The 23936-nt window shown below is 62.4% G+C and carries 21 protein-coding genes; 11 read left to right on the top strand and 10 right to left on the bottom strand.

What is annotated here, in order from left to right; translation table 11 throughout:
- Nucleotides 1-163: 163 nt before the first annotated feature.
- The 8 genes from BLX89_RS03605 to BLX89_RS03570 all read right to left on the bottom strand — a co-directional run bounded on the left by BLX89_RS03605 (nucleotide 164) and on the right by BLX89_RS03570 (nucleotide 8581).
- A complete protein-coding gene (locus tag BLX89_RS03605) occupies nucleotides 164-1489 on the bottom strand; it encodes an LLM class flavin-dependent oxidoreductase (protein WP_075289301.1) in 1326 nt (441 codons plus the stop codon).
- Nucleotides 1486-2334 (bottom strand): serine O-acetyltransferase, encoded by an 849-nt coding sequence (gene cysE / locus BLX89_RS03600; protein WP_075289300.1) that lies wholly within the window; start codon nucleotides 2332-2334, stop codon nucleotides 1486-1488. The genes BLX89_RS03605 and cysE overlap by 4 nt, the downstream gene beginning before the upstream one ends.
- A 63-nt stretch (nucleotides 2335-2397) precedes the next feature.
- Nucleotides 2398-3438: an isopenicillin N synthase family dioxygenase gene (locus BLX89_RS03595; protein ID WP_075289809.1), complete on the bottom strand. Its 1041-nt coding sequence runs from the start codon at nucleotides 3436-3438 to the stop codon at nucleotides 2398-2400.
- 24 nt (nucleotides 3439-3462) lie between these two features.
- Nucleotides 3463-4155, bottom strand: coding sequence for a methionine ABC transporter permease (locus tag BLX89_RS03590; protein ID WP_075289299.1), 693 nt, complete (start codon nucleotides 4153-4155; stop codon nucleotides 3463-3465).
- The gene (locus BLX89_RS03585) at nucleotides 4109-5266 is read right to left on the bottom strand and encodes a methionine ABC transporter ATP-binding protein (RefSeq protein ID WP_083637315.1); all 1158 of its coding nucleotides are present in this window, start codon (nucleotides 5264-5266) and stop codon (nucleotides 4109-4111) included. Before BLX89_RS03585 ends, BLX89_RS03590 begins: the two co-directional genes overlap by 47 nt.
- A gap of 2 nt (nucleotides 5267-5268) precedes the next feature.
- Nucleotides 5269-6057, bottom strand: coding sequence for a MetQ/NlpA family ABC transporter substrate-binding protein (locus BLX89_RS03580; RefSeq protein ID WP_075289298.1), 789 nt, complete (start codon nucleotides 6055-6057; stop codon nucleotides 5269-5271).
- Nucleotides 6058-6106: 49 nt separating this feature from the next.
- Nucleotides 6107-7282: an aminotransferase gene (locus BLX89_RS03575; protein WP_075289297.1), complete on the bottom strand. Its 1176-nt coding sequence runs from the start codon at nucleotides 7280-7282 to the stop codon at nucleotides 6107-6109.
- Nucleotides 7283-7654: 372 nt separating this feature from the next.
- Nucleotides 7655-8581 carry a fatty acid desaturase gene (locus BLX89_RS03570; protein ID WP_075289296.1) on the bottom strand — a complete coding sequence of 309 codons (927 nt, stop codon included), beginning with the start codon at nucleotides 8579-8581 and terminating at the stop codon, nucleotides 7655-7657.
- Between the two features lie 233 nt (nucleotides 8582-8814).
- Between BLX89_RS03570 and BLX89_RS03565 the strand changes: the two genes are divergently transcribed.
- Genes BLX89_RS03565 through BLX89_RS03545 form a run of 5 tightly spaced genes read left to right on the top strand, consistent with a single transcriptional unit; the run spans nucleotide 8815 to nucleotide 14166 of the window.
- Nucleotides 8815-10380 (top strand): ABC transporter substrate-binding protein, encoded by a 1566-nt coding sequence (locus tag BLX89_RS03565; RefSeq protein ID WP_075289295.1) that lies wholly within the window; start codon nucleotides 8815-8817, stop codon nucleotides 10378-10380.
- Between the two features lie 36 nt (nucleotides 10381-10416).
- Nucleotides 10417-11400: an ABC transporter permease gene (locus BLX89_RS03560; RefSeq protein ID WP_075289294.1), complete on the top strand. Its 984-nt coding sequence runs from the start codon at nucleotides 10417-10419 to the stop codon at nucleotides 11398-11400.
- Nucleotides 11397-12230, top strand: coding sequence for an ABC transporter permease (locus BLX89_RS03555; protein WP_075289293.1), 834 nt, complete (start codon nucleotides 11397-11399; stop codon nucleotides 12228-12230). Before BLX89_RS03560 ends, BLX89_RS03555 begins: the two co-directional genes overlap by 4 nt.
- Entirely contained in the window at nucleotides 12227-13201 is a 975-nt protein-coding gene (locus BLX89_RS03550) for an ABC transporter ATP-binding protein (RefSeq protein WP_075289292.1), read from the top strand. Before BLX89_RS03555 ends, BLX89_RS03550 begins: the two co-directional genes overlap by 4 nt.
- Nucleotides 13201-14166 (top strand): oligopeptide/dipeptide ABC transporter ATP-binding protein, encoded by a 966-nt coding sequence (locus BLX89_RS03545; protein ID WP_075289291.1) that lies wholly within the window; start codon nucleotides 13201-13203, stop codon nucleotides 14164-14166. The genes BLX89_RS03550 and BLX89_RS03545 overlap by 1 nt, the downstream gene beginning before the upstream one ends.
- Here BLX89_RS03545 and BLX89_RS03540 read toward each other — a convergent pair.
- Nucleotides 14148-14954 carry a phosphate/phosphite/phosphonate ABC transporter substrate-binding protein gene (locus BLX89_RS03540; RefSeq protein WP_075289290.1) on the bottom strand — a complete coding sequence of 269 codons (807 nt, stop codon included), beginning with the start codon at nucleotides 14952-14954 and terminating at the stop codon, nucleotides 14148-14150. The genes BLX89_RS03545 and BLX89_RS03540 overlap by 19 nt on opposite strands.
- An 86-nt stretch (nucleotides 14955-15040) precedes the next feature.
- Between BLX89_RS03540 and BLX89_RS03535 the strand changes: the two genes are divergently transcribed.
- The 3 genes from BLX89_RS03535 (at nucleotide 15041) to BLX89_RS03525 (ending at nucleotide 18474) form a co-directional block, all read left to right on the top strand.
- A complete protein-coding gene (locus BLX89_RS03535) occupies nucleotides 15041-16651 on the top strand; it encodes an FAD-dependent oxidoreductase (RefSeq protein ID WP_075289289.1) in 1611 nt (536 codons plus the stop codon).
- Nucleotides 16651-16971 carry a 4Fe-4S binding protein gene (locus BLX89_RS03530; protein WP_075289288.1) on the top strand — a complete coding sequence of 107 codons (321 nt, stop codon included), beginning with the start codon at nucleotides 16651-16653 and terminating at the stop codon, nucleotides 16969-16971. Before BLX89_RS03535 ends, BLX89_RS03530 begins: the two co-directional genes overlap by 1 nt.
- Nucleotides 16972-17052: 81 nt before the next feature.
- A complete protein-coding gene (locus tag BLX89_RS03525; protein ID WP_075289287.1) occupies nucleotides 17053-18474 on the top strand; it encodes an FAD/NAD(P)-binding protein in 1422 nt (473 codons plus the stop codon).
- Here the strand turns inward: BLX89_RS03525 and ssuD are convergent.
- Complete coding sequence (gene ssuD / locus BLX89_RS03520; RefSeq protein ID WP_075289286.1) at nucleotides 18452-19621, bottom strand: FMNH2-dependent alkanesulfonate monooxygenase; 1170 nt, start codon at nucleotides 19619-19621, stop codon at nucleotides 18452-18454. The genes BLX89_RS03525 and ssuD overlap by 23 nt on opposite strands.
- 1161 nt (nucleotides 19622-20782) lie before the next feature.
- Here ssuD and BLX89_RS03515 point away from each other — a divergent pair.
- The 3 genes from BLX89_RS03515 (at nucleotide 20783) to BLX89_RS03505 (ending at nucleotide 23919) form a co-directional block, all read left to right on the top strand.
- Nucleotides 20783-22270, top strand: coding sequence for a sugar ABC transporter ATP-binding protein (locus BLX89_RS03515; RefSeq protein WP_075289285.1), 1488 nt, complete (start codon nucleotides 20783-20785; stop codon nucleotides 22268-22270).
- Nucleotides 22267-23295, top strand: coding sequence for an ABC transporter permease (locus tag BLX89_RS03510; protein WP_075289284.1), 1029 nt, complete (start codon nucleotides 22267-22269; stop codon nucleotides 23293-23295). The genes BLX89_RS03515 and BLX89_RS03510 overlap by 4 nt, the downstream gene beginning before the upstream one ends.
- Nucleotides 23296-23388: 93 nt before the next feature.
- Complete coding sequence (locus tag BLX89_RS03505; RefSeq protein WP_075289283.1) at nucleotides 23389-23919, top strand: dihydrofolate reductase family protein; 531 nt, start codon at nucleotides 23389-23391, stop codon at nucleotides 23917-23919.
- Nucleotides 23920-23936 lie beyond the last annotated feature (17 nt).

Below are 23936 nucleotides of genomic sequence, written 5' to 3'. Positions count from 1 at the left end.
GTCTCCCTCAATAGAAATTGTTGCAAACAACGTAGCGAGCGCCGGTCGAATTGCTGAGCAATAATCTACTATTTTTGTTGAAATAGTGGAAATTACGTTGCCGCTGTCCGGGCAAATCGCTTGAGTACGCCGCGGCCTGTAGCCTCCGTCGCTCTTTTGAAGATCAGGAAAAGAAACGGTTGTTCGGCCGCTGCAGCCCGAGATGATCCCGCAAGGTCGTGCCGTCATATTCCGTGCGGAACAGGCCGCGGCGCTGCAGCTCCGGCACCAGTTTCTCGACCACGTCATCGAGACCTTGGGGAAGATAGGGAAAGACGACGTTAAAGCCGTCCGAGCCTTCCTCGCTCAGCCATGCCGACATTTCCTCGGCGACCGTCTCTGCCGTGCCGACGAAGGCAAGCCCGGCATAACCGCCGTAGCGCTGCGCCAGCTGGCGCACCGTCAGACCCTCTTCTTCTGCAAGCTTCACAACCTGTGCGCGGCCGGATTTGCTGGCGTTGGTCTCCGGGATAGGCGGCAGCGGCGCATCGGGATCGAAGCCGGAAGCATCATGGCCAAGCGCGATGGAAAGCGATGCGATCGCGCTGTCGTAGTGTACGAGACTGTCGAGCTCCAGGCGCTTGCGTCGAGCATCCTCAACGGTATCGCCAATGACGATAAACGCAGCCGGCAGGATTTTGAGATCATCCCGCCCGCGGCCGGCAACTGCGAGCCGACCCTTTATATCGGCATAAAGCGCCTTGCCGGCGACGAGATCCCGCGGCGCGCAGAAGACGACTTCCGCGGTTTCCGCAGCAAGCTGGCGGCCCGGCTCGGATTGTCCGGCCTGCACGATCACCGGCCAGCCCTGCGGCGGTCGGGCGATATTAAGCGGCCCGCGGACTTTAAGCTCCGGCCCCTGATGGTCTAGCACATGCAACTTGTCCGGATCGAAGAAGATGCCGCTTTCGGCATCTCGGATGAAGGCGTCGTCGGCAAAGCTGTCCCAGAGGCCGGTGACGACATCGAAGAACTCCCGCGCCCGCACGTAACGCTCGCCATGCTCCACCATGTCGTCAAGGCCGAAATTCAGCGCGGCATCGGGATTGGCCGTCGTGACGATGTTCCAGCCCGCACGTCCGCCGCTGATGTGATCGAGCGAGGCGAACCGACGGGCGACATGATAGGGCTCGTCGAACGTCGTCGATGCCGTAGCGACAAGCCCGATGCGCTCCGTCACCGAAGCAAGTGCGGACAGCAGCGTGAACGGCTCGAAGGAGGTCACGGTATGGCTGCGGCGCAGGGCCTCGATCGGCATGTTGAGCACGGCCAGATGATCGGCCATGAAGAAAGCGTCGAACTTCGCCGCCTCAAGCTTCTGCGCGAAGGATTTGATGTGATGGAAATTGAAGTTGGCGTCAGGATAAGCGCCGGGATAGCGCCAGGCGCCGGTATGCAGGCTCACGGGCCGCATGAAGGCGCCGAGATGCAGTTTTCGGGTATCGCTCATATCATGTATTCCGGTTCGCTCAGCACCTGGTCCATCGTCACGCCGGGCAGCACCTTGTGCGGGCGTCCGACTGGACGTGCGGGTATGCCGACGACCGAAGTATAGGGCTCGACCGGCGTGACGACCACACTGCCGGCACCGACTTTCGCACCTATTCCGACCTCGATATTACCAAGGATCTTGGCACCGGCACCGATCAGCGCGCCACGCCTGATCTTTGGATGCCGGTCTCCCGTTTCCTTGCCCGTGCCGCCGAGGGTGACATTCTGCAGGATAGAGACATCATCCTCGACCACCGCCGTCTCGCCGATCACGAGGCCGCTGCCGTGATCGAGCATGATGCCCCGGCCCATCACCGCGGCCGGATGGATATCGATCGAAAACACTTCCGAGATGCGGCTCTGGATATGGCGGGCGAGATGCGGACGGCCGTGGTTCCAGAGCCAGTTTGCGACGCGATAGCCCTGCAGGGCGTAAAAACCTTTGAAATAGAGAAACGGTGTCAGAACTTCGGTGTTGCTGGGGTCGCGATCCTTCACGGCTTCAAGATCAGCCGCAGCAGCGCCCAGCAGGCCCGGCCTGTCGGTGTAGGCGCCGTAGATCAACGCCAGCAACTCGTCGCGGTCGATATCGTGATCGGAGAGTTTGATCGCCAGCCGGTGCGACAGGGCATGGCCGAAGCTGACATGCATTAGCACCGCGGAGTTCATCGAGCGGGCAACGGCGTGATCGCGATGCATGGCGGCATCCGCCTCGTCCCGCAACGTCTCCCAGAGAAGCGCTACCTCGCGACGGGCGGCATCTTCAACGGGAAGGAAGACGACATTATTTTCCTGTGCCGACATGGTGCGGTCTCCAGACCAGAAAAGGGGTTGCCGCCTCCCCGGCGGAGAGGCGGGCGATGGCCATCAGGCCTTCCCCGGTTTTTCCAAAAGATGCAGCAGATCCGGATGATGCTTGGCCGCAACATCCGGGTGGGAACGCAAACGGCTCTTCAGGTGGTTGATGCCGACTTCGCGGAAGATCGGGTTGAGCGGATCGACAGTCACGCCACGCTCGCCGCGCTTTAGTTCCTCGGGCAGCGGAATGACCGGGACCGTCGCGTCGTAGCGGGCACCGAGGAAGAAGGCGACGGAGAAGCGCTCCGTCCCACTCGGCGGCGTCACGACGTCGTGCACATCCGCCTTGACGAAGCCGTTGGTGGCCAGTTCCAGCAGCTCGCCGCTGTTGATGACGAAGGTACCGGGAACCGGCGGCGCCTCGATCCAGTCGCCCTCTTCCGTGCGGATGCGAAGGCCCGGCGTCGTATCCTGAAGGAGCACGGTAACAAAGCCGCCGTCCTTATGGGCGCCCACGCCCTGATCGCTGCCGGCGGCATCGCGGCCGGGATAGCGGATGATCTTCAGAAGCTGGGAGGGTGACGGCTCATAGATGTCGGCAAAGGCGTTTTCCGGCTGGCCGAGAGACAGGGCGATTGCCTTCAGCACGTCGATGCCGATGCGGGTGACTTCGGCCTGATAGCGCAGCAGCAGGGGCTTGAGTTCCGGTAAGGCCTCCGGCCACTGGTTCGGGCCATAAAGCCTGTTCCACGGTGTATCGGCTCCGGCCTCCACCCGCTCGCCCTCGGTGTTGATATCGAGCTGTTCGCGCCAGTCCTGCTCGCCGCGTGTGCGCTCGTATCCGGCGCGGTTGTAGCCGCGGAAATGCGGCGATCTCACCATTTCGATCGAGAGCTTGTCTTCCTCCGGCAGCGCAAAGAAGCGCTTGGAAATGGCGATCACGTCGTCGATCAGGCTCTGCGGCACGCCATGGCCGGTCAGGTAGAAGAAGCCGTGATCGTGCAAGACGCGCGTCAGTTCCCTGACGAAGGCCTCGCGCTCATCGGGATTGCCATAGAACCGCGAAAAATCGATCGTCGGCAGGTGCGTCGGCTTGGTGGGAATGGTCATGTTCATACTCCTCGTAAAGCAAAATCAGGTTCTGTCGCGGCTGCGCGCGACGCGATGATTGACGGTGCGCGCCGCCCAATCGCCGGCCATCTGGATCGACTGAACGATAACGACGAGAACGATGACGACGGCGACCATCACCTCCGGCATGAAGCGCTGATAACCGAAGCGGATCCCGAGATCGCCAAGCCCACCGCCGCCGACCGTTCCGGCCATGGCGGAATAACCGACGAGGCTGACGAGCGTGACCGTTTGCCCCGCCAGAATGCCGGGCAGCGCCTCGGGCAACAGCACCTTCCAGATGATCTGCAGCGGCGTGGCGCCCATGGCCTGCGCGGCCTCGATCAAGCTCTGATCGACCTCGCGCATGGCCGCCTCGGTCAGCCGGGCGTAGAGGGGCGTGATCGCGATCGTCAGCGGCACGATGGCTGCCGCCGTGCCGACCGTCGTGCCCGCCAGCAGTCGGGTCAACGGAATGATCGCCACCATCAGGATGATGAACGGTGTGGAACGGATCAGGTTGACGATGGTGCCGATGACGCGGTTGAGCGCCGGGCGTTCGAGGAACTGCCCCTTTCCGGTGACGACCAGCAGCACGCCAAGCGGCAGCCCAACGAGCGTGGACAAGAGGGCTGCGACACCGACCATCGTCGCCGTCTGCAGGATGGAATCAAGAAGCAGCGCGACGAGTGCCGGCGGCAGAAGATCGGACAGCATGGCCGATGACCTCTCCATGGAGACCGAGGGATGACAGATGGGCGAGAACGGCAGGCAGGCGGTCGCCGACCTCCGGCAGCAGCAACGTCAGAATGCCGAGCGGACGCTCGTCAATGTAATCGATGCGTCCGTGCAGGATCGAAGCCCGGATGCCGAACTTGACAGCGAGATCGGCAATGACAGGCTCTTCCGCGGCATCGCCCGTAAAGATGATGCGGATGACCGGCGCCGTTTCGCCGGAAGGCTCCGGCTGAAGCCGCGCGGCAACCTGCGGCGGCAGTTCGTGCGCCACGATGGAAGACAGGAAGGAACGGGCAACCGGCGATTTCGGGAAGGCGAATACATCGAAGGTAGGGCCGCTTTCGACCACCCGGCCATGCTCCAGTACCGTGACGTGGCTGGCGATAGCGCGCACCACGTCCATTTCATGCGTGATGAGGATGATGGTCAGGCCGAGGCGGCGGTTGATGTCCTTCAGAAGCGACAGGATTTGTTCGGTCGTTTCGGGATCGAGCGCAGACGTCGCCTCATCCGAGAGAAGCACCTTCGGATCAAGGGCCAGCGCGCGGGCAATGCCGACGCGCTGCTTTTGCCCGCCGGAAAGCTCGACCGGATAGGCATCGGCCTTGTTCGAGAGGCCGACGAGATCGAGCAGCACGGGAATGCGCTTGCGGATTTCTTCCTTCGGCACGCCGGCGATTTCCAGCGGCAGGGCGATATTGCCCGCCGCCGTGCGTGACGACATGAGGCTGAAATGCTGAAAGATCATGCCGATATCGCGCCGGGCGCTGCGCAATGTTGCTCCCGGCGACAGCGTGGTGATATCGTGGCCGGAGACTTCGATCCGGCCGGAGGTTGGTACAACAAGCCGGTTCAGGCAGCGGACCAGCGTGCTCTTTCCCGCACCGGAGCGACCGATGATGCCGTGAATGTCGCCCTCGCTAACGGAAAGCGACACTTTGTCGAGAACGGGTCCGGCCTTCTCGTCGTAAACCATGGTCAGGTCTTCGACACGAACCACCTGCCTCCTGGCGGCAACGGGTGCCGACGGTACAGATGGCTGCGTCTCATGATCCGCCCGAAGCGCGGGGGAAAGAGCAAGGCTCGTCATGTTTACCAGACCGGGATCACGTTGCCGCCAAATTTGGCCTCGATGAACGACTTCACCTCAGGCGACTGATAGGCTTCGACCAGCGTCTTGACCCAGGGGGCATCCTTGTTCTTTTCGGCGACGCCGATCAGGCAATGATAATCCGACAGCTGGTCTTCGATCAGGATGCTGTCACGGGTCGGCACAAGACCGGCGCTGAGCGCGAAGTGCGAGGTGATGACGGAGAAATCCACATCTTCCAGCGAACGGGGAAGCTGCGCGGTTTCAAGCGGCACGATTTTGATCTTCTTCGGGTTCTCGACGATATCGAGTTCCGTTGCATTGAAGGAAACGCCCGGCGTGAGCTTCAGAAGACCGCCCTTTTCAAGCAGTTTCAGTGCGCGGCCGAGATTGCTGGGGTCGTTCGGAATGGTGACCTGCGCGCCTTCGGGAAGCTCGGCCAACGTCTTGTATTTCTTGGAATAGCCAGCCATTGGCAGAAGCACGGTCTTGCCCACGGACACCACGTTCAGCCCGCGGTCACGGTTCTGCTGGTCCAGATAGGGCGTGTGCTGGAAGCCGTTGGCATCGAGGTGGCCGTCATTGGTAGCCGGGTCGATCAGCGCGCCATCGGAGAACTCGATGACTTCGATATCGAGGCCCTTAGCCTTGGCGATCGGCACGATGGCTTCGGCAATCTGTGCATGCGGGCCGGCGGTGACGCCGAAGCGGATCTTTTCAGCGGAAGCAGAAGCGGCTGTTCCCAAAAACAGGGCCAATGCCGGCAGGATAAGCAAGGAACGACGTTTCATCTGTTGGTTTCCCCTTTTATGACTTGGATGGAATGGAAAGAATTCGGGCTTACGAGGCGGCCTTCCAGCCGCGCTCGTCGCGCCAGACCACGAGCCGCAGGACGGCCTCAGTCAGCGTCTCGATGCGCTTGGCAAAGCAGAAGCGGATATGACTGGTGACATCCCGCTTGCCGTAGAAGGACGAGATCGGCACGGGCGTCACGCCCGCCTCCAGCGTCAACCGGCGCGAGAAGGCAAGGTCGTCTTCATCCGGCGCAAAATCGCTGCGATCGGCGACGGCGAAATAGGTGGCCTGGGCGGGATCAACAGCGAAGCCGGCCGCGCGCAGCCCGGACACCAGCAGGTCACGGCGCTCCGCAAGCCCCTTCTTCAATCCGTCGAAATAGCTGTCCGGTAGGGCCAGACCGACCGCGACGGCGGCCTGCAAGGCGGGTGGCGTGGTGAAGGTGATGAACTGATGCGCGCGGGCAATGGGCCGCAACAGATCGACCGCCGCCGTGACGTAACCGACCTTCCAGCCGGTGACGGAGAAGGTCTTGCCCGCCGAGCCGATGCGTACCACGCGATCTCGCAGTTCCGGCAAGAAGAAGGGCGAGCGATGTTGCGCACCATCGAATACCAGATGTTCGTAAACTTCGTCTGACACGATGATCAGGCCGTGCTTCAGCACCACGTCACGCAAGGCCGCCAGCTCTTCGTCGTCGAATACCTTGCCGATCGGGTTCATCGGCGTGTTGAGCACGATGATTTTCGTACGCGGCGTGATCGCTGCCTCAAGTCTGTCGGCCGTCAGGCGCCAATGGGGCGGCTCCAGCCGCACGGGAACCGGCACCGCGCCGGCTCGGCGGATCAGGAGGTTGTAGGCATCGTAGACAGGCTCCAGAACGATCGCTTCGTCGCCCGTATCGAGCAGGCCGAGAAAAGCGTCCGTCAGCGCCTCGGTCGCGCCGGAGGTGACTAGAACCTCCCGCTCCCAGTTGACCGTTTCGCCGAAAAACCGCTGTGTATTGTCCGCGACCGCCTTACGCAGCGCCGGAATCCCCATCATTGGCGGATATTGATGCGGGCCTTCGCGAAGGGCCACGACCGCGGCCTCGATCAGCTCTTCCGGCTCCAGCGCCTCGGGAAAGCCCTGTCCGAGATTGATCGATCCCGTCTCGGCTGAAAGCCGCGACATTTCCTCAAAGATGGAGGTGCCCGCCGCACCAAAGACAGAATTGACCATAACGTCTCAAAACCACTGAATGATTTTCTATGGCCTTGAAGGTATTATCGGGTATTTCTATAGGCAAAGAAATTTATTCCACGAGATGCCGCTCCGCGGAAAAAGGGCCGCTTCTTCCTGACTGTTGTGACAACCGTGGTTTTTCCCGCTGCACTCCGGTTCGCTGCCAATGATATGGGGATTTCGCTTGCGATTTGAATATTTCTTGTTTGTCGGCCGGGTTACGGCAGACACAACCTGCCTCGCCCCGACAAAGACAAATCCATCGACGGTTTTCGCGTCGGGAAAATTATACCAGTAGCAATCATTCAAAGTCGGGTTCTATTCGAAACGAGTGCCTTGGCCGAAAAGGCGATTGCGGAGGTTCGTTCGTTACGACTGTTGATGCCGGGGATGGCGAGGATCGTCGTGTGGTTTCAGCAGGAAGCGGCGGGCGATATCCCAGTAGCCGTTATAGACAAGTCCGCCATTGATCGCGACCAGCGCATCCCTGTGCCGGCGATAGAGGCCGGGGATGCGGTACCAGGGCAGCGCCGGCCGCTGATGATGCAGCACATGAAGGTTGTTGTAGAGGAACAGCAGGCTGAAGAGCGGGCTGTTTTCGACGATGGCCGTGCGTTCGTCGTGATGATCGGCATAGCGGTGCTCGGCGTAGGAGCGCAGCCGGCTAAGCGCCGCCCCGACATAGACGAAGCCGAAGAGGTAGAGCCAGAGCGGCATGTCACAGATCCAGAGTACCCAGACAAGTACGGCGGCGACGCCAAGCGTGTGCCGCGCCCATAGGGCCGCGCGCTGCCGATCGCCTTTGAAGACGAGCGCCGCTTCCTCGGCGAGGAAATTGACGATCATTACCAGCGGCCCGAGCGTCAGCCGACCGAAGAGCGTCGTGTTCCAGGCGGCGAGCAGGCGGCCGAAACGGCCCATCCGCTCCCAGGCGGCCTGGGTGAAGTAGGAGGATTCCGGGTCTTCGATCGGGTCCGTCAGGTGCTCGTCGCGGTGATGGGTGAGATGGCCTTCGCGGTAGATGGCATAGGGTAGCCATAGCGACAGCGGCGGCCATCCGATTGCGTCGTTGATGGCGCGGCTTCGGGTCGGGTGGCCGTGGATGACCTCATGCTGCAGCGAGCCGTGCCAGGCGATTAACCAGCCGCCGAGGGCAATCACCGCCAAAAGCGGCAGCGACTGCCAGAACCAGGTGACGGCGAAAAAGCCGCCATAGATGACGAGTGCGAGCGCCACCGTCTGCCATTCCACACGGGCGATGGTTGAAAGCGCAGAATGCGAAGGCAAGGTTGACATATGGCGGGTCCGGCCAAGAAAAGCGATTGATTTCAAGCCCAAATATAAAGGTGAGCCACTGCTAGGCGCGCCGCATGGCTTTGCAGAGAGCCGTTGAAAAAAGGAAAACTGATTGCGTGCAAACCTCCAAACTGAAAATATTTATTCTATGTAATTGATAGATAATTGGCTTTAATCGTCCCATCGAATTGAAGCCCCGCCATCGGCCGGGTGCTTAACCGGAGGGACAATCCATGACATTCAACCCAACGCGCCGGCAGGTTCTGCTCGGCGGCGCTTCCATCGCCACCGTCGTGGCGCTCGGCGGCATTCACCCGGCCTTCGCCGCTGAAGACCGCTCAAAGATTACGGTCCGCGTCGAAAAAGACCTTTCCAACCTCGATCCGGCGAACCGTTCCGGCCCGATCGATCTCAACGTCCTCTGGTCGGTGCAGCAGGGCCTGATCTCGTTCAAGCCGGGCTCGACCGAATGGGAGCTTGATGCGGCGGAAGAGCTGGAGCAGGTGAGCGACACGGAAATCCGCTTCAAGCTGCGCGCGGGCCTCGCCTTTACGGATGGTTATGGCGAGCTGACGGCGGAAGACGTGAAATTCTCCTTCGAGCGCTTCATCAAGCCGGACAGCGAAGGAAAGCCCGTTACCTATGCCAAGGACTGGTCGGCGCTCGATCATGTCGAGGTGACCGGTCCGCTCGAAGGCCGCATCATCCTCAAGAACCCGGCACCGGCGCTCTATACGATCGCACTCGCCGACGGTTCGGGCCGCATTCTCTCGAAGAAGGCCTTCGAGGCGCTGGGAGAAAAGGCAATCGCCACCAAGCTGATCGGCAGCGGTCCCTACACTCTCAAGGAATGGACCCCGCGCGAGCAGTTCGTTCTTGAGATCAACCCGGACTACAAGGGTCCGATCAAGCCGCATTTCCTTAAGATCGTCGGCAAGCCGATCGGCGAGCAGAAGACGTCCGAGATCGCCTTCCAGTCCGGCGAGATCGACTTCACCGCCATCGACCCGGAAAACGGCAAGGCACTCGCGGCGCTGCCGGATGCCAGCGTCACGGAAATTCCCGCCATCGATTATGTCTGGTTCGGCCCGAACATCGAGAAGGCGCCGTTCGACGATATCCGCGTGCGCCAGGCGCTGCGTTATGCCGTCGATATCGACGCGATCCTGCAGGGCGCGTATTCCGGCCTCTATCCGCGCGCCAACGCGCTGCTAGCCCCGAGCCTGCTTGGCTACTGGAAGGATGCGCCGGTCTATGCCCGCGATCTGGAGAAAGCGCAGGCCCTGCTTGCCGAAGCCGGCCATGCCGATGGCTTCAAGACCAAGCTGACGATCGAGGCCAATGCCCGCTACGAGGCGATCGCCCAGATCATCCAGGCGAACCTTGCAGAAGTCGGCATCGAGGTCGAGATCGAGGCGCTGGAATCGGCCGCCTATTGGGCGCTCGGCGAAAACGACGCCAGCAAGGATCTCGAACTGTCGTTGATCAAGTACAACGGCAAGTTCGATCCCGGCTTCCAGACGCAATGGTTCACCTCGGCGCAGGTCGGCCAGTGGAACTGGCAGCGCTGGAAAAACGCCGATTTCGACGCCCTGCACGAAAAGGGCGGCATCACCGTCGATCCGGCTGAGCGCGAGAAGATCTATATCGAGGCGCAGAAGCTGCTCGACGAGTCCGCCGCCTTCATCTGGATTACGCATAACTTCAACGCCTTCGCCTCGCGCAAGTGGCTGAAGCCCGGCGTGCTGCCGAACGGCAACAACTGGCTCTACACGGCGTTCACGGAAGCGACGGCCTGATCCCGTGATTGCCTTTGACACTCGGGATGCGCTGCGATGAGGAGCGCATCCTTCCAGATCCATCTAGCCTCCAAGCTGGCGACGGCGCTTCTCGCCGTTGCCGGTTCCGTCGTGCTTCTTCTGGCGCTGACACGGTTTATCCCCGGCGATCCCGCGACCGTCATCCTCGGCTCGCGTGCGACGCCCGAAGCTGTTGCAGCACTCAACGCCCGCATCGGCCTCGACAAGCCGCTGATCGAACAGGCCTTTGCCTTCTTCGGCCGGCTGTTTTCCGGCGATCTCGGCGAAGACGTGTTCAACGGCCGGCCCGTTCTCAGCCTTGTTCTCGGTGCACTGCCGAACACGGCGGCGCTTGCGATCTCCGCCATGCTCACAGCCATCGTGCTCGGCGTGCCGCTGGCGCTCGTCTCGGCCCGCTGGCCGGGCGGCAAAATCGACCGGCTGGTTGCCTTCCTGAGCGTCGGCTTCATTTCGACGCCGAGTTTCGTCGTTTCGGTTTTCCTGCTGATGGTGTTTTCTGTGACGCTGCGCTGGTTTCCGGTGCTGGGCGCAGGCGAAAGCGGCGACCTCGGAGATCAACTCTGGCATCTGGTGCTGCCGACGGCAGCACTTGCTGCGGGCTGGGTCGGCTATATCGCCCGCCTGTTGCGCTCTTCGCTGCTGGAAGTGCTGAGCGAAAGCCATATCCGCACGTTGCGCGCCTATGGAGTCAGCGAAGCGAAAATCCTGATGAAGTATGCCCTGAAGCCGGCCGTGCTGCCGACCGTTGCCGTGCTTGGCATGGGGTTTGGCGAACTTCTCGGTGGCGCGGTTTTCGCCGAAGTGATCTTCAACCGTCCCGGCCTCGGCTCGTTGATCTATGACGCGATCCGCACGCGCAACTATCCGGTCGTGCAGGGCGGCGTCTTCGTCATCGTGCTGCTTTATGTGCTGACCAATCTGATCGCCGATCTCTCCCAGAGCCTGATCGATCCGCGCGAGCGCGCCCGCCTCGTTTCCGGCCGGGGGGCAGTGACATGACGGCACTTGTCGATCTCTCCCGCCGCCCCGGCGGCACGTTTGCGCTTTTCGCGGTGGCGCTTCTCTGTCTTGTCGCCATCGCGGCACCCCTGATCGCCCCTTATGGGCCGAACGCGATCGCCCCTGCCAACCGCCTCATGGACCCATCCTTGCAGCACTGGCTGGGCACCGACCATCTCGGCCGCGATATACTGAGCCGCCTGATTTTTGGCGCACGGGTGGCACTGGGCATCTCGCTCTCCGTTATCGCCATTTCGCTGACGGCCGGTGTTATTCTCGGCATCGCATCGGCGCTTTCGCCGCGTGCCGTCGATCTCGCCATCGTCGGCATCTTCGACGTCGTCACCTCGTTTCCGAGCATCATTCTGGCGCTGGCTCTTGTCGCCGTGTTCGGCCCCGGTCTTGGCAATGTCGTGCTGCTCGTCAGCATCGTTTTCATCCCGCACTTCGGCCGCGTTGCCCGTGCCCAGACGATCGCCATCCGCAACAGCCCGTTCATCGAAGCCGAAAAGGTGCTGGGCGCGCAAAGCTGGAGGGTGATCCTGCATCATGTGACGCCCAACATCATCGGCCCGATCTTCGTGCTCGCCTGCATGGATATCCCGGTCGTCATCACCATCGAGGCGGGCCTGAGCTTCCTCGGGCTCGGCGTGCGCCCGCCGCTCGCCAGTTGGGGCAACCTGCTCAATGACGGCTACACCTATCTCGACCAGTCCCCCTGGCTTGCCACCTTTTCCGGCCTGTCGCTGATCCTCGCCACCCTTGGCTTCGCTTTGCTTGGAGAAGCGCTGCGCGACACCATTGACCCGAAGCTGAGGAGGACCCTGTGACAGCTGCCCTCCTCACCATTGAAAACCTCAACGTCTCCTATCGTGGCCGCGGGCACTCCGCCCATATTCTCGATGGCGTCGATCTCGAGATCGGTCACGGCCAGTCGGTCGGCCTCGTCGGCGAAAGCGGCAGCGGCAAATCGACCGTCGCCTTCGCCCTGCTCGGGCTGCTCGCCGACAATGCCGAGGTTTCCGCTGATCATGCCGCATTCGATGGACGGACCCAGGATTTTGCCAAGCGCGAGACGGCGAGCCTGCGCGGCACCGATATCGCCATGATCTTTCAGGACCCGATGACGGCGCTGAACCCGATGTTCAGCATCGGCACGCAGCTTGTCGATATCCAGCGTCGCCGCTTTCCGAAGGAGAGCCGAAAGGCGCTCTGGGCGCGGGCGCAAGCGGTGCTCGCCGATGTCGGCGTGCAGGATGCAGCAGCCCGCATGCACCGCTATCCGCACGAGTTTTCCGGCGGGATGCGCCAGCGCGTTGTGATCGCCATGGCGCTGCTGGTCGAGCCGAAACTGCTGATTGCCGACGAGCCGACGACGGCGCTCGATGCCACGATCGAGGCGCAGGTGGTCGAGGTGCTGCACCGCCTGCGGCAGCGCACCTCCGCTTCGATGCTTGTCGTCAGCCACAGCATGGGGCTGATCGCCGAACTCTGCGACAGCGTGGTGGTGATGTATGCCGGGACGGTGGTGGAAAGCGGCAAAGTGGCCGATGTGCTGCACCGCCCGCGCCATCCCTATACCCGTGCGCTGCTCGCCTGCGAAATCGATCCCTTCGCCGCCTTCGATCCCTCCCAGGATCTTGCAACCATCCCCGGCACCGTGCCCGATCCCTCCCGCCGCCCTCAGGGCTGCATCTTCGCCGGCCGCTGTCCAGCCCGGCACGACCGCTGCAGCGAGAAGCCGCCGCAGCAGCAGGCCGGCGATGGTCGCACCTACGCTTGCTGGCTGGAGGCTGCCTGATGACCGCCCTCACCTTGAAGGACGCCGTTATCCGCTATGACAGGCTGACCGCCGTGGATGGTGTTTCGCTGGAGCTGCGACGCGGCGAGACTCTGGGTCTTGTCGGCGAAAGCGGCTGCGGCAAATCCTCCATCGCCCGCGCCATCGTCGGACTGCAGCCCCTCGCGGATGGTACGTTAACGATCGAAGGCGAGACGCTGCAGGAGGTTTCAAGTCAGCGCAAGCAGGCCTTGCAGCGAAAAATCCAGCTGCTATTCCAGGACCCCGCCGCCTCGCTTTCCCCGCGCATGACGGTGCGCTCGCTCCTGGCCGAGCCGCTGAAAATCCGCGGAACCTATACGCCGGAACGCTGGGCACGGATTCTGGAGCTGGCTGTCAGCATCGGGCTCGGCGAACAGCTTCTCTCCCGCTGTCCGCACCAGCTGAGCGGCGGACAGGCGCGGCGCGTGGCGCTGGTTCGGGCGCTTGCGGCCGAACCCTCGATCATCGTTGCGGACGAGCCGACAGCCGGACTCGATATCTCCGTGCAGGGCGATCTGCTCAATCTGCTGCGGGCGCTGCGGGATCGTCTTGGTCTGAGCTATCTGCTGATTTCCCATAATCTCAACGTGGTCGGCCGGGTCACGGACCGGGTGGCGGTGATGTATCTCGGCCAGATCGTCGAAAGCGGGCCGACCGCGGCACTGTTTCGCGCCCCGGCTCATCCCTATACGCAAGCATTGCTCTCGGCCAATCTGACACTCGATGCCAGCCGCCGCGGTGAGCGCATCGTACTGTCCGGGGAGCTGCCCAGCCCCAGTAATCCGCCGAGCGGCTGCCGTTTTCACAAGCGCTGTCCGTTCGCCCAGCCGAAATGTTCGATCGACGTTCCTGCTCTACAGGCGGGACCGGGAGAGCGCAGCGTCGCCTGTCATTTCCCGCTGTCGACCGCGTCCGTCGTCACGCCTCAGGCGATTGCGGGGTAACCATGGCGAGCCGCTTCCCGATCCAGTTCCGCCAGCATCTCGTAATCGGCATCGCCGAGCAGGCTTATGCCGCGCAGCGAGAGTGTGTCGCAAACATCAGCCAGAACAGGATCGGAGATAGTCTCGTCCAGTGCCCGGCGCAGGATGACCAGATCTTTGGCCGGAGTGTCTGCCGACGTGATGAAGGGCAGGCCCGGCCCCTTGACCGTCTCAGCGAAGATGCGCACGCCCGCGACCCGCTCGGGATCGAAGCGCAGCGTATTACCGAAGGTAACGCAATCGATCGCGGCGACATCCGCCTCGCCGCTTGCAACCGCATCGATGCTCGCCCGATGGCCGCCGGTCTCGATGACCGACGAGAAGAAGTGCCCCTCGACCGCATGCGGCGCGATGAAATGGCGAAAGAGATTGTAGCCGGAATTGCTGCCGGGCTCGTTGATCGCCGCACGGCTGCCCCTCAGTTCCTCGACCGAGGCGACCGGCGAATTGGCATTGACGATGATGAAGCTGCATTTCAGCGGCCCGTCGCAACCCGGCAATCCATAAACCGGCGATGCCACCAGCTGCACCTTGTCGCGCAGATGCCGGACATAAGGGTAGCCGCAGGTCTGGCCGATCAGCAGATCCGGTCGAAGCCAGGCTTCGTCGTAGCTGATATCGCCATCCAGCGCCGCCGGCGCATCGAGCCCATAGCCGCGCAGACGCTTCCCCAGAGCCTCCCAGAAAAGCTGCGTCGCCCGCTCAATCGGCGGCGGGCTGACATACATGGCGAGGCTGGCAAGCGACATCGGGGGAACTCCGCAAAAACAACGCGAAAACCTATGCAATGCATAGATTTAAATCGCAACGAGATTTCGTTGAAAGGATACCTGCCATGAACCAGCCTTCACAGGAAAGCCACTCAGCCTCTTCGGGAACCACGGAAATCCGCTGCGATGTTCTCGTCATCGGCGGCGGGCCGGCTGGCTGCTGGGCAGCGCTCGAAGCGGCAGGCGCCGGGGCAAAGGTGGTTCTTGTCGACAAGGGCTATTGCGGCAGTTCAGGCGCGACAGCCTCTGCCGGCACCCAGATCTGGTACGTGCCGCCCGATACTGACGAACGCGAAGCCGCTATGGCCAGCCGCGAGGCAATGGGTGGCTATCTTTCCGAACGGTCGTGGATGGTGCCGGTCCTCGACAAGACCTATGAGAGCGTCAATCGGCTGGCGGATTGGGGCTATCCTTTCCCTGTCGATGACAAGGGCGCGCAGCAGCGCATCTCCGTTCAGGGCCCAGAATATATGCGGCTGATGCGCCGCAAGGTGAAGAATGCCGGCATTACTATCCTCGATCATCATCCCGCCACGCAGTTGTTGACCGATGGCCGTGCCGTCGTCGGCGCAACTGGACTGCGTCGGCAGCAAGGCGGGCAATGGACGGTGCTGGCGGGCGCTGTCGTTTTGGCGACGGGCGGCTGCGCCTTCATGAGCAAGGCGCTGGGTTGCGACGTGCTGACGGGCGACGGCTACCTGATGGGCGCGGAAGCCGGTGCCGAACTTTCCGGCATGGAATTTTCCTCGGCTTACGCCATCTCCCCGGCCTTCGCCTCGATCACCAAGACAGCCCTCTATCGCTTCGCGCAGTTTTACCGCCGGGACCACAGCCTGATCGAAGGAGCAGGCTCCGCCCGCGGCCGCTCGATCATCGCCCGCGTGCTCCTGACCGAACCCGTCTATGCCCGGCTCGATCTCGCTGAAACGGAGGAGGTAAAGGCGATCCTGCGCCGGGCCCAGCCGAATTTCTTCGTGCCCTTCGATCGTCGCGGCCTCGATCCGTTCATCGAATTCTTCGAGGTGAAGCTGCGGCTTGAAGGCACCGTGCGCGGCACGGGTGGTCTCAGGCTCACCGGCCTCGACTGCGCCACCACCGTTCCGGGCCTCTATGCGGCGGGCGACAGCGCCACGCGCGAACCGATCTGCGGCGGCTTCACCGGCGGCGGCAGCCACAATGCCGCCTGGGCGATTTCGACTGGCGCATTTGCCGGGGCGTCGGCCGCAGCTTTTGCCCACAGCAGCGCAACGGGATCAGGCGTTTCAGCGTCACGCCCGCCTTTTACCCATACTGAGAACGCAGTTGATCCGCAGGCCATCATCAAAGCCGTGCAAGACGAGGTTTTCCCGCTCGATGTCAATTACTTCCGCACCCACGCCGCCCTTTCGGACGCTCTCGACCGACTGGACCGTCTTTGGGACAGCATATCCTCGGCGACGATCGCCGATGAAAGCCAGGCGCTCCAGCTGCGCCAAGCCCAGGCGATGACGGCCACCGCCCGTTTCATGTACCGCGCCGCCCTTTCGCGCACAGAAACCCGTGGCATGCACCGCCGCGAGGACTTTCCGAAACAGGACCCCGCCCAGCATCACCGGCTCATCGTAAGCGGCCTCTACACGATCACGGTTCGGCGGGAAACGATCGATCCGGGCGTCTACAGGGAGGCCGCCGAATAATGATCGAGGTTCTCGATACCGACACCTGCACCGACTGCAATCTCTGCGTCCAGGTCTGCCCCACCAATGTCTTCGAAGCCATGCCGGAAGGCCCGCCGCTGATCATGCGTCAAACTTCCTGCCAGACCTGTTTCATGTGCGAGGTCTATTGCCCGGTCGATGCGCTCTATGTCGATCCGGATGCCGAGGCCGTGCACGGGCTGACGGTCGAGAGCGTTCGCGAAGGCAAGCTGTTCGGCAGCTATCGCAAGGCCATCGGCTGGCACAAGGAAACCCGCCATCGCCGCCATATCGACGATCATTTCCGCATCCCGCAATAATTTCGTAGATGTGCGCGTGAGCTACGGCATGACCGGTCGGATCGACTATACCATATCCGCAGGCACTGGAGGATTTCGAAGATGACACATCATAGACCCATAGTCGGCATCATCGGCGGTGGATTTACGGGTGCCACCGTCGCCCTGCATCTTGCAGCCATGGAGGCTGCCGCAGACATCCTCGTTTTCGAACCGCGTACTCATCTTGGCGCCGGCCTTGCCTACGACACGAGCGAACCGGTTCATCGCGTTAATGTGCCCGCGGGAAAAATGAGCGCCTACCCGGATGATCCGGAAAGCTTTTTGCGATGGCTGGAGGAGACCGATGCGCTTTCGCAAGACGCGGAGGCATTTTCTGCCGATGGCGTTTCTTTTCCGAGGCGAGAGGTGTTCGGGCGATATGTCGGCGCGCAGCTTGCGCCCTTCGTCTCGTCCGGCCGAATCGACCATCGACGCACCAGGGTTGTCGGCGTCCAACGTGAACACGACCGCTGGCACCTGAGCTGCGAGGACGGAAGGACCGTGGCGGTCGATATTCTCGTTCTGGCCGTCAGCCATCCGTCTCCCTCTCTGCCCCGTGTCCTGAGGGCGCTTGCCGGCGAGCCGAAGCTGGTGGCGGATGCGACCCGCCCGAATGCGCTCGACCCGATCGACCGTCAGGATCGTGTTTTGGTGGTCGGCAACGGATTGACCGCCGCCGATGTGATTGCGGCGCTTCGCAAGCGCGGCCACGAAGGGTCGATTACCGCCATTTCACGCCGCGGGCTGCGTTCGCGTGGGCATCCGAAAGCCGCGCAGGAGCCATTTGGCGATTTCCTGACTGTTCCGGCCCTGCGCGCATCGGAGCTTCTGCGCCGGGTTCGCAGCGAAATCCGAGGCGCAAGCCGCGCAGGTCTGAGCTGGCATGCGGTGCTCGATGCCGTGCGGGCGCAGGGACAATCGATCTGGGCCATTCTTCCGATTGCCGAGCGCCGCAGGATCGTTCGCCACCTTCGCCCCTTCTGGGACGCGCACCGCTTCCGGATTGCCCCCCAGGTTGAGCAGGCGCTGGACGAAGCCATCGCCGAGGGGAGCCTTTCCATCCTGGCCGCGTCTGTGCTTTCTACCGAAAAAGCCGGCACGGGTTTTCGCGTCGTTCTGCGCAAGCGGTTTGAAACCCGCGCTTTACCGCTCGATGTCCATGCCATCGTCGTGACCACCGGCCCCGGTCACGGCGACATCCTGCAATCCCAAGCCTTGCTATCGCAGCTCGCGGCGGAGGGCTGGCTTTCTCTTTGCCCCACCGGCCTTGGCATTCTCAACGAGCCGGATGCGCGTGCGATAACCGCAAAGGGTGAACCGCTTGAGAACCTTCTGATTGCCGGACCGCTTGCACGCGGCACGGTTGGCGAACTCATGGGACTGCCGCAGGTGACCGAACACGCGGTTATGGTGGCGAGACGGGTCGCAGACAGTCTGGCCCGCCTCGAACCGGCCCGCATCAGGATGCCGAAGCCAGCTTGACATTGCCTCCATGGCCGCCGCCGCCGAACACCTGACGTTCGCCGAAGGACGAGCGAATCTGGTTGCGCGGGCCGGGAAGGCCGATCTCCGGGAACAGCAGTTCCGAAACCCGGTATGCTTCCTCAAGATGCGGGTAGCCGGAGGCAATCACCGTATCGATGCCGATCTCCTGATATTCGCGCAGACGCGCCGCCACCGTCTTCGGCGAGCCGACCAGCGCCGTGCCGGCCCCGGTGCGCACGAGGCCGATGCCGGCCCAGAGGTTCGGAGAGACTTCCAGCTTGTCGCGGCGGCCGTTATGGAGCGCCACCATGCGGGCCTGACCCACGGAATCCGAAGCCTTGTTGAGAACCTCCTGCGCGGCGGCAATCGCCTCGTCCGAGAGTTTCGAGATGAGGCGGTCGGCGGCCTCCCAGGCTTCGTCGTCGGTTTCACGAACAATGAAGTGCAGACGGATGCCGAAGGACACCTCGCGGCCGGCGGCAGCCGCTGACTTTTTCACGCGCTCGACCTTTTCCGCAACCTGTGCCGGCGGCTCGCCCCAGGTCAGATATTTGTCGATGAGGCCACCACAGAAATCGATCGCCGCATCTGAGGAACCACCGAAATAGAGCGGCGGGCGCGGCTCCTGCACCGGCGGCAGGCCAAGACGGGCATTGATCGCCTTGATGAACTTGCCATCCAGCGTCGACTTGCCGGTTTCAAGCAGTTCGTTGAACACCTTGAAGAACTCGTCGGCGTGGTCGTATCGTTCATCATGGCCGAGGAAGATGCCATCGCCGGCAAGCTCCTGTGCGCTTCCGCCGACGACGATGTTGAGCAGCAGGCGGCCATTCGAAACACGATCAAGCGTCGAGGCAAGGCGGGCGTAATAAGAGGGCGACGCCGTTCCGGGGCGGACGGCAACGAGGAATTTCAACTGCTGGGTGCGAGCGGCGAGATCGGCTGCCAGAACGAAGGATTCTTCGCAGGCGACACCGGTCGGGATCAGCACGCCGGAATAGCCGAGACGATCGACGGCTGTCGCGATTTCGCGGAAATAGCCGGGATCGACTGGCCGGGCGAGATCATCCGATCCGAGATAGGAACCATCCCCCGAAGACGGGATGAACCAGAGGAAATCGAGCGGCTTTTCGGTGACGGACATGAAAAAATCCCTTTGAAAGATGTGGCAGGCTGGACGGCACAAACAGATCGACGCGGATTGCGCGACGGACCTTTTCCCCCACGCACGCCCTCTCAACCTTCGGCCGGACGTCGCTTCGAACTCAGAATAGAATTTTCTATAATTTCAGTAAGGAATTTTTTTCCAAGCTGCCGCGCCCGCGTGGATTTTCTATCATCGTTTTCTTCTCCACGAAGTTTCGCGCGCATACAGCCGGCGCCAACTGCGATAAAGCTGACCTTTTCAAGGGTCGAGCCGGAGCCTTCCATGATTGGTGGCGAGGCGTTTGCGTGAAATCACTGATGGTCGTGGGATGCGCTTCGGTCTGCGGAGACTACCCGGTTCCTGTTGATCGGAGCATCCCGCTTTCTTTGTTCCGTATGTGCTTCGGAAGAACCGTTTCCCAGCACTTTTCCCTCATAAACTCCAAGGCAGCCGCCCACCTTCACGCGGCGCGTTTTCGCCCGTGGCTTGAACCGTTCATCATCCCTTTTGCCTGACGGCGACGGCGGGATCGGCCGGGGCACATCGGGTGCCTGGTTGAGTAGTAGTAAATGACACGCGATGTGCCCCGTCTCGGCTGTTTTTACCTGCAACTCCGCTTCCTCTGCGCGGATTACCGGCACCTTTGACAGGGTGGCGCTGACGGAGCGATCCGCCGCGGCACGAAAGGCATATCTTGCGAGATGCCAGTCGCCGGTCCGCATGTGTGCCGCACAGGCACGCCCCGCTCTCTTTCAAGCGAGAGGGAAAGCATTTTCTGCAGGCCCACTTGGCCGCGCCTGCGTTTCAAACACAGACCAAGGGCACCGGCCCCGCCTCGCCGGCAACGCTTTCCGGTGTATCCGATGGTGGGACAAACGAATGATGCCACGGGTGAGAGGGGCGGGGATTGGCGGGGAGGTTTGGTTTAGGGAATTGGAAACCCCGTCCGGTTCGGCACCAGGCAATCTCCTGGCATTCACGTCCACATATTCATTATATCTATAGATTTTTATCATGCGGTCTTTGGCGGTGACGAACAATCCAATCAAGCATGAGGGAATAATTTTCTTATCCGCCAAGCGTTGACGAAAAACGCATCCTTGCCGATAGGCCTTGCGCCTTGGCACATAGCGATCACTCCAATTGCGGTTGACGCCCATGCCCCTTCTTGAAGCACATGCCCTTTTCCGGTCTTTCGGATCGACCCGGGCGCTTGCCGATTTCAGTTTTTCGATCGAACCCGGCGAGATCGTTGCGTTGATGGGCGCCAATGGCGCGGGCAAATCGACCTTCGTCAAGATCATCTCCGGCGTGCTTGCCGCCGACAGCGGCAGGGTCACCTTCAAGGACCGGAATTTTGCACCCGCGACACCGGCTGAGGCAAGTGCTGCCGGCGTCGTGACCGTGCATCAATCGACTGATCTCGTCGGCATCCCTGGCCTCACGGTTGGCGATGCGCTGCTGCTCAACCGGTTCGTCGATCGCAACCAGCCGTTTTTCGTATCGCGCGGCCGGATTCGGCGCGAGGCGCAGGCGATGTTGCGGGAGGCGGGCTTCGATCTGCCCGTCGATCGCGATTTTGCCGACCTTTCCGCAGCCGAGCGGCAGCTCGTGGCGATTGCCCGCGGGCTTGCCAACAAGGCGGAACTGCTGATCCTTGACGAGCCGACCGCCAGCCTTTCGGCAACCGAATCCCGCAGGCTTTACGCAACGCTGCTCGACCTCAAGAAACGCGGCATCGCCATTCTCTATATTTCCCACCGCACGGCCGATCTCGAAGCGCTGGCCGATCGTGTGGCCGTGCTGCGCGGCGGGCGGCTTGTCGAAAGCTTTGCCCGGCCGGTGAACTTCGACCGCGCTATCGAGACGATGATCGGCCGGCCGCTTGCCTCGGCGCGGCCGGATGCACGCACTGCCACGGGCGAGCCTGTGTTCGAACTTTCCGGCGCGCAGCTTCTGCCCGGCAGCGATCCGTTCGACCTGGCGGTGCATCGGGGTGAAGTGGTGGCGATTACCGGCGTTCTCGGCGCGGGCAAAAGCCGGCTGCTTTCGGCGATCTTCGGCAATGGCAGCCTAGCGGACGGCGAGATGCGGTTGGATGGAAAGCCCTATGCGCCTTTGAGCCCACGGGCGGCAGTGGATGCGGGTGTCGCCATGGCAGGCGAGGACCGGCATCGCTCGTCGCTGATGCCGGCGGGATGGCCGGGGGAAGCAATCACTGCCACCATCAGCCTGCCGCACCTTCACCGCTGGTATCCGACCGGGCTGATCACGCCGCGCCGCGAGCGCGAAAAGGCGGAAGCCGCGATCAGGCGGCTGGGCATTCGTGCCTCTGGGCCGAATGCGTCCGTCTGGACGCTTTCCGGCGGCAATCAGCAGAAGGTGGTGCTGGCGCGCTGGGAGGCAGAACCGGGCAAGCTTCTGCTGCTCGACGAACCCTTTCAGGGAGTCGATGTCGGCGCCCGGCACGACATCATAACCGCCATTCGCAGCCGCGACGACCGCGCCACGCTGATTGCAACGTCAGACCCGGAAGAGGCCTACGAGGTCGCGGACCGGGTGCTGACCATGGATCACCACAGCCTTCTCCAGAGCCGCCGTGACGGCGACGCCCTTCCAGTGCGCAGCAGGGAACACGCCCGATGACAGCCCAAGACAACACGCCTGCCGCCGAGACAACGGCAAGGACCAGCGACGGTATCCGCGACATCCTGCGCTCCGGCGCGGTGTTCATTCTGCTCGCCGCGCTGATGATCGGCTTCACCCTTGCGCAGCCGGCCTTCATCAGCATCAACAACCTGATGAGCATTCTGCAGGCGGTTTCCGTCGTCGCGATCCTTGGTGCGGGCGTGACCGTGACCCTCGCTGTCGGCGGCTTCGATCTCTCCATCGGGGCGGTGGCCGCGTCGAGCGTGATGGCGGCGAGCTATTTCATGATCGTCTGGGGTCTGGGTGCCGCCGCAACCGTCGTGCTGGTGCTGGCGCTGGGTGCGGCGATCGGGCTGCTCAATGCGTTGCTCATCGTGCGGTTGAAGGTGCCGGATCTGCTCGCGACGCTCGCCATGATGTTTCTGCTCACCGGGCTGCAACTGATCCCGACTGCCGGGCGCTCGATCTCGCCGGGGCTGATCCTGCCGGATGGCTCGACGGCGACTGGGAAATACGATCCGCTGTTTCTCACCATCGGCCGTTCCAGCCTGGGCGGCATCGTGCCCTTGCCGGTGATCCTGATGGCGATCGTCGCGATCGCGCTTTATGTGCTGACGGAGCGGACGCGCATCGGCCGGCTGCTGTTTGCGACCGGCGGCAATGAGCTCGCGACCCGGCTGGCCGGCGGGCCGACCGACCGGCTGAAGACGCTGGCCTATGTGATATCCGGAACCCTTGCCTCGCTTGGCGGTATCGTGGTTGCGGCGCGCGTGGGGCGTGGCGACGTTTCCTCAGGCGGGTCGTTGCTGATGGACGCCGTCGCCGCATCGCTCATCGGCTTTGCCGTGCTCGGCCTGCGCCGCCCGAATGTCTTCGGCACGCTGGTCGGCGCGGTTTTTGTCGGCGTGCTCCTGAACGGGCTCACCATGCTGAACGCCCCTTATTACACCCAGGATTTCGTCAAGGGCGCGGTGCTGGTTGGAGCCTTGGCGCTGACTTATGGCATTGCGCGCAAAGCCTGACGCGGCGGCCACTCCTCAAACCAATTGCGAAATGCAATCAGTTCACCTACTCTACCTCCGACCCGCGCGAAGGGTGGCTCGGAGGAGATGGAGATGGCCAAACTCGTATTCGGAATGAACCAGTCGCTGGATGGTTATATCGACCACATGGCGTTTCCGCCGAGTGCCGGGCTTTTCCGCCACTTCATTCGAGAAGCCGAGCAGCAGACCGGCAGCCTTTACGGTCGGCGCATGTACGAGATCATGCGCTACTGGGATGAGGAGCATGCCGAATGGGGCGCAGACGAACGGGCTTTTGCGGATGCATGGCGCAGGCAGACGAAATGGGTCGTCTCCTCTTCAACGCCCTCTCTCGGGCCAAATGCACATCTTGTGCAGGGCGATCTCGAAAGCGCGATCCGGATGCTGAAAGCCGATCATGACGGGGAAATCGAAGTGGCCGGACCGAACCTCGCGAAAAGCCTCACCGAGCTGGAGCTGATCAACGAATATTGCATCTATCTGCATCCTGTCGTGCTGGGGCACGGCACACCCTACTTCGCCGCCGCCCGGCCGCCACTGCGGCTTGTCGCGCATGATCGAATGGCAGGAGATGTGATCAGGCTGACTTACGTTCCGGGGTGAGTTTGCGGGAGAGTTTC

Source organism: Pararhizobium arenae, assembly GCF_001931685.1.
Lineage (GTDB): Bacteria > Pseudomonadota > Alphaproteobacteria > Rhizobiales > Rhizobiaceae > Pararhizobium > Pararhizobium arenae.
This window is presented reverse-complemented; position numbering and strand designations above follow the sequence as displayed.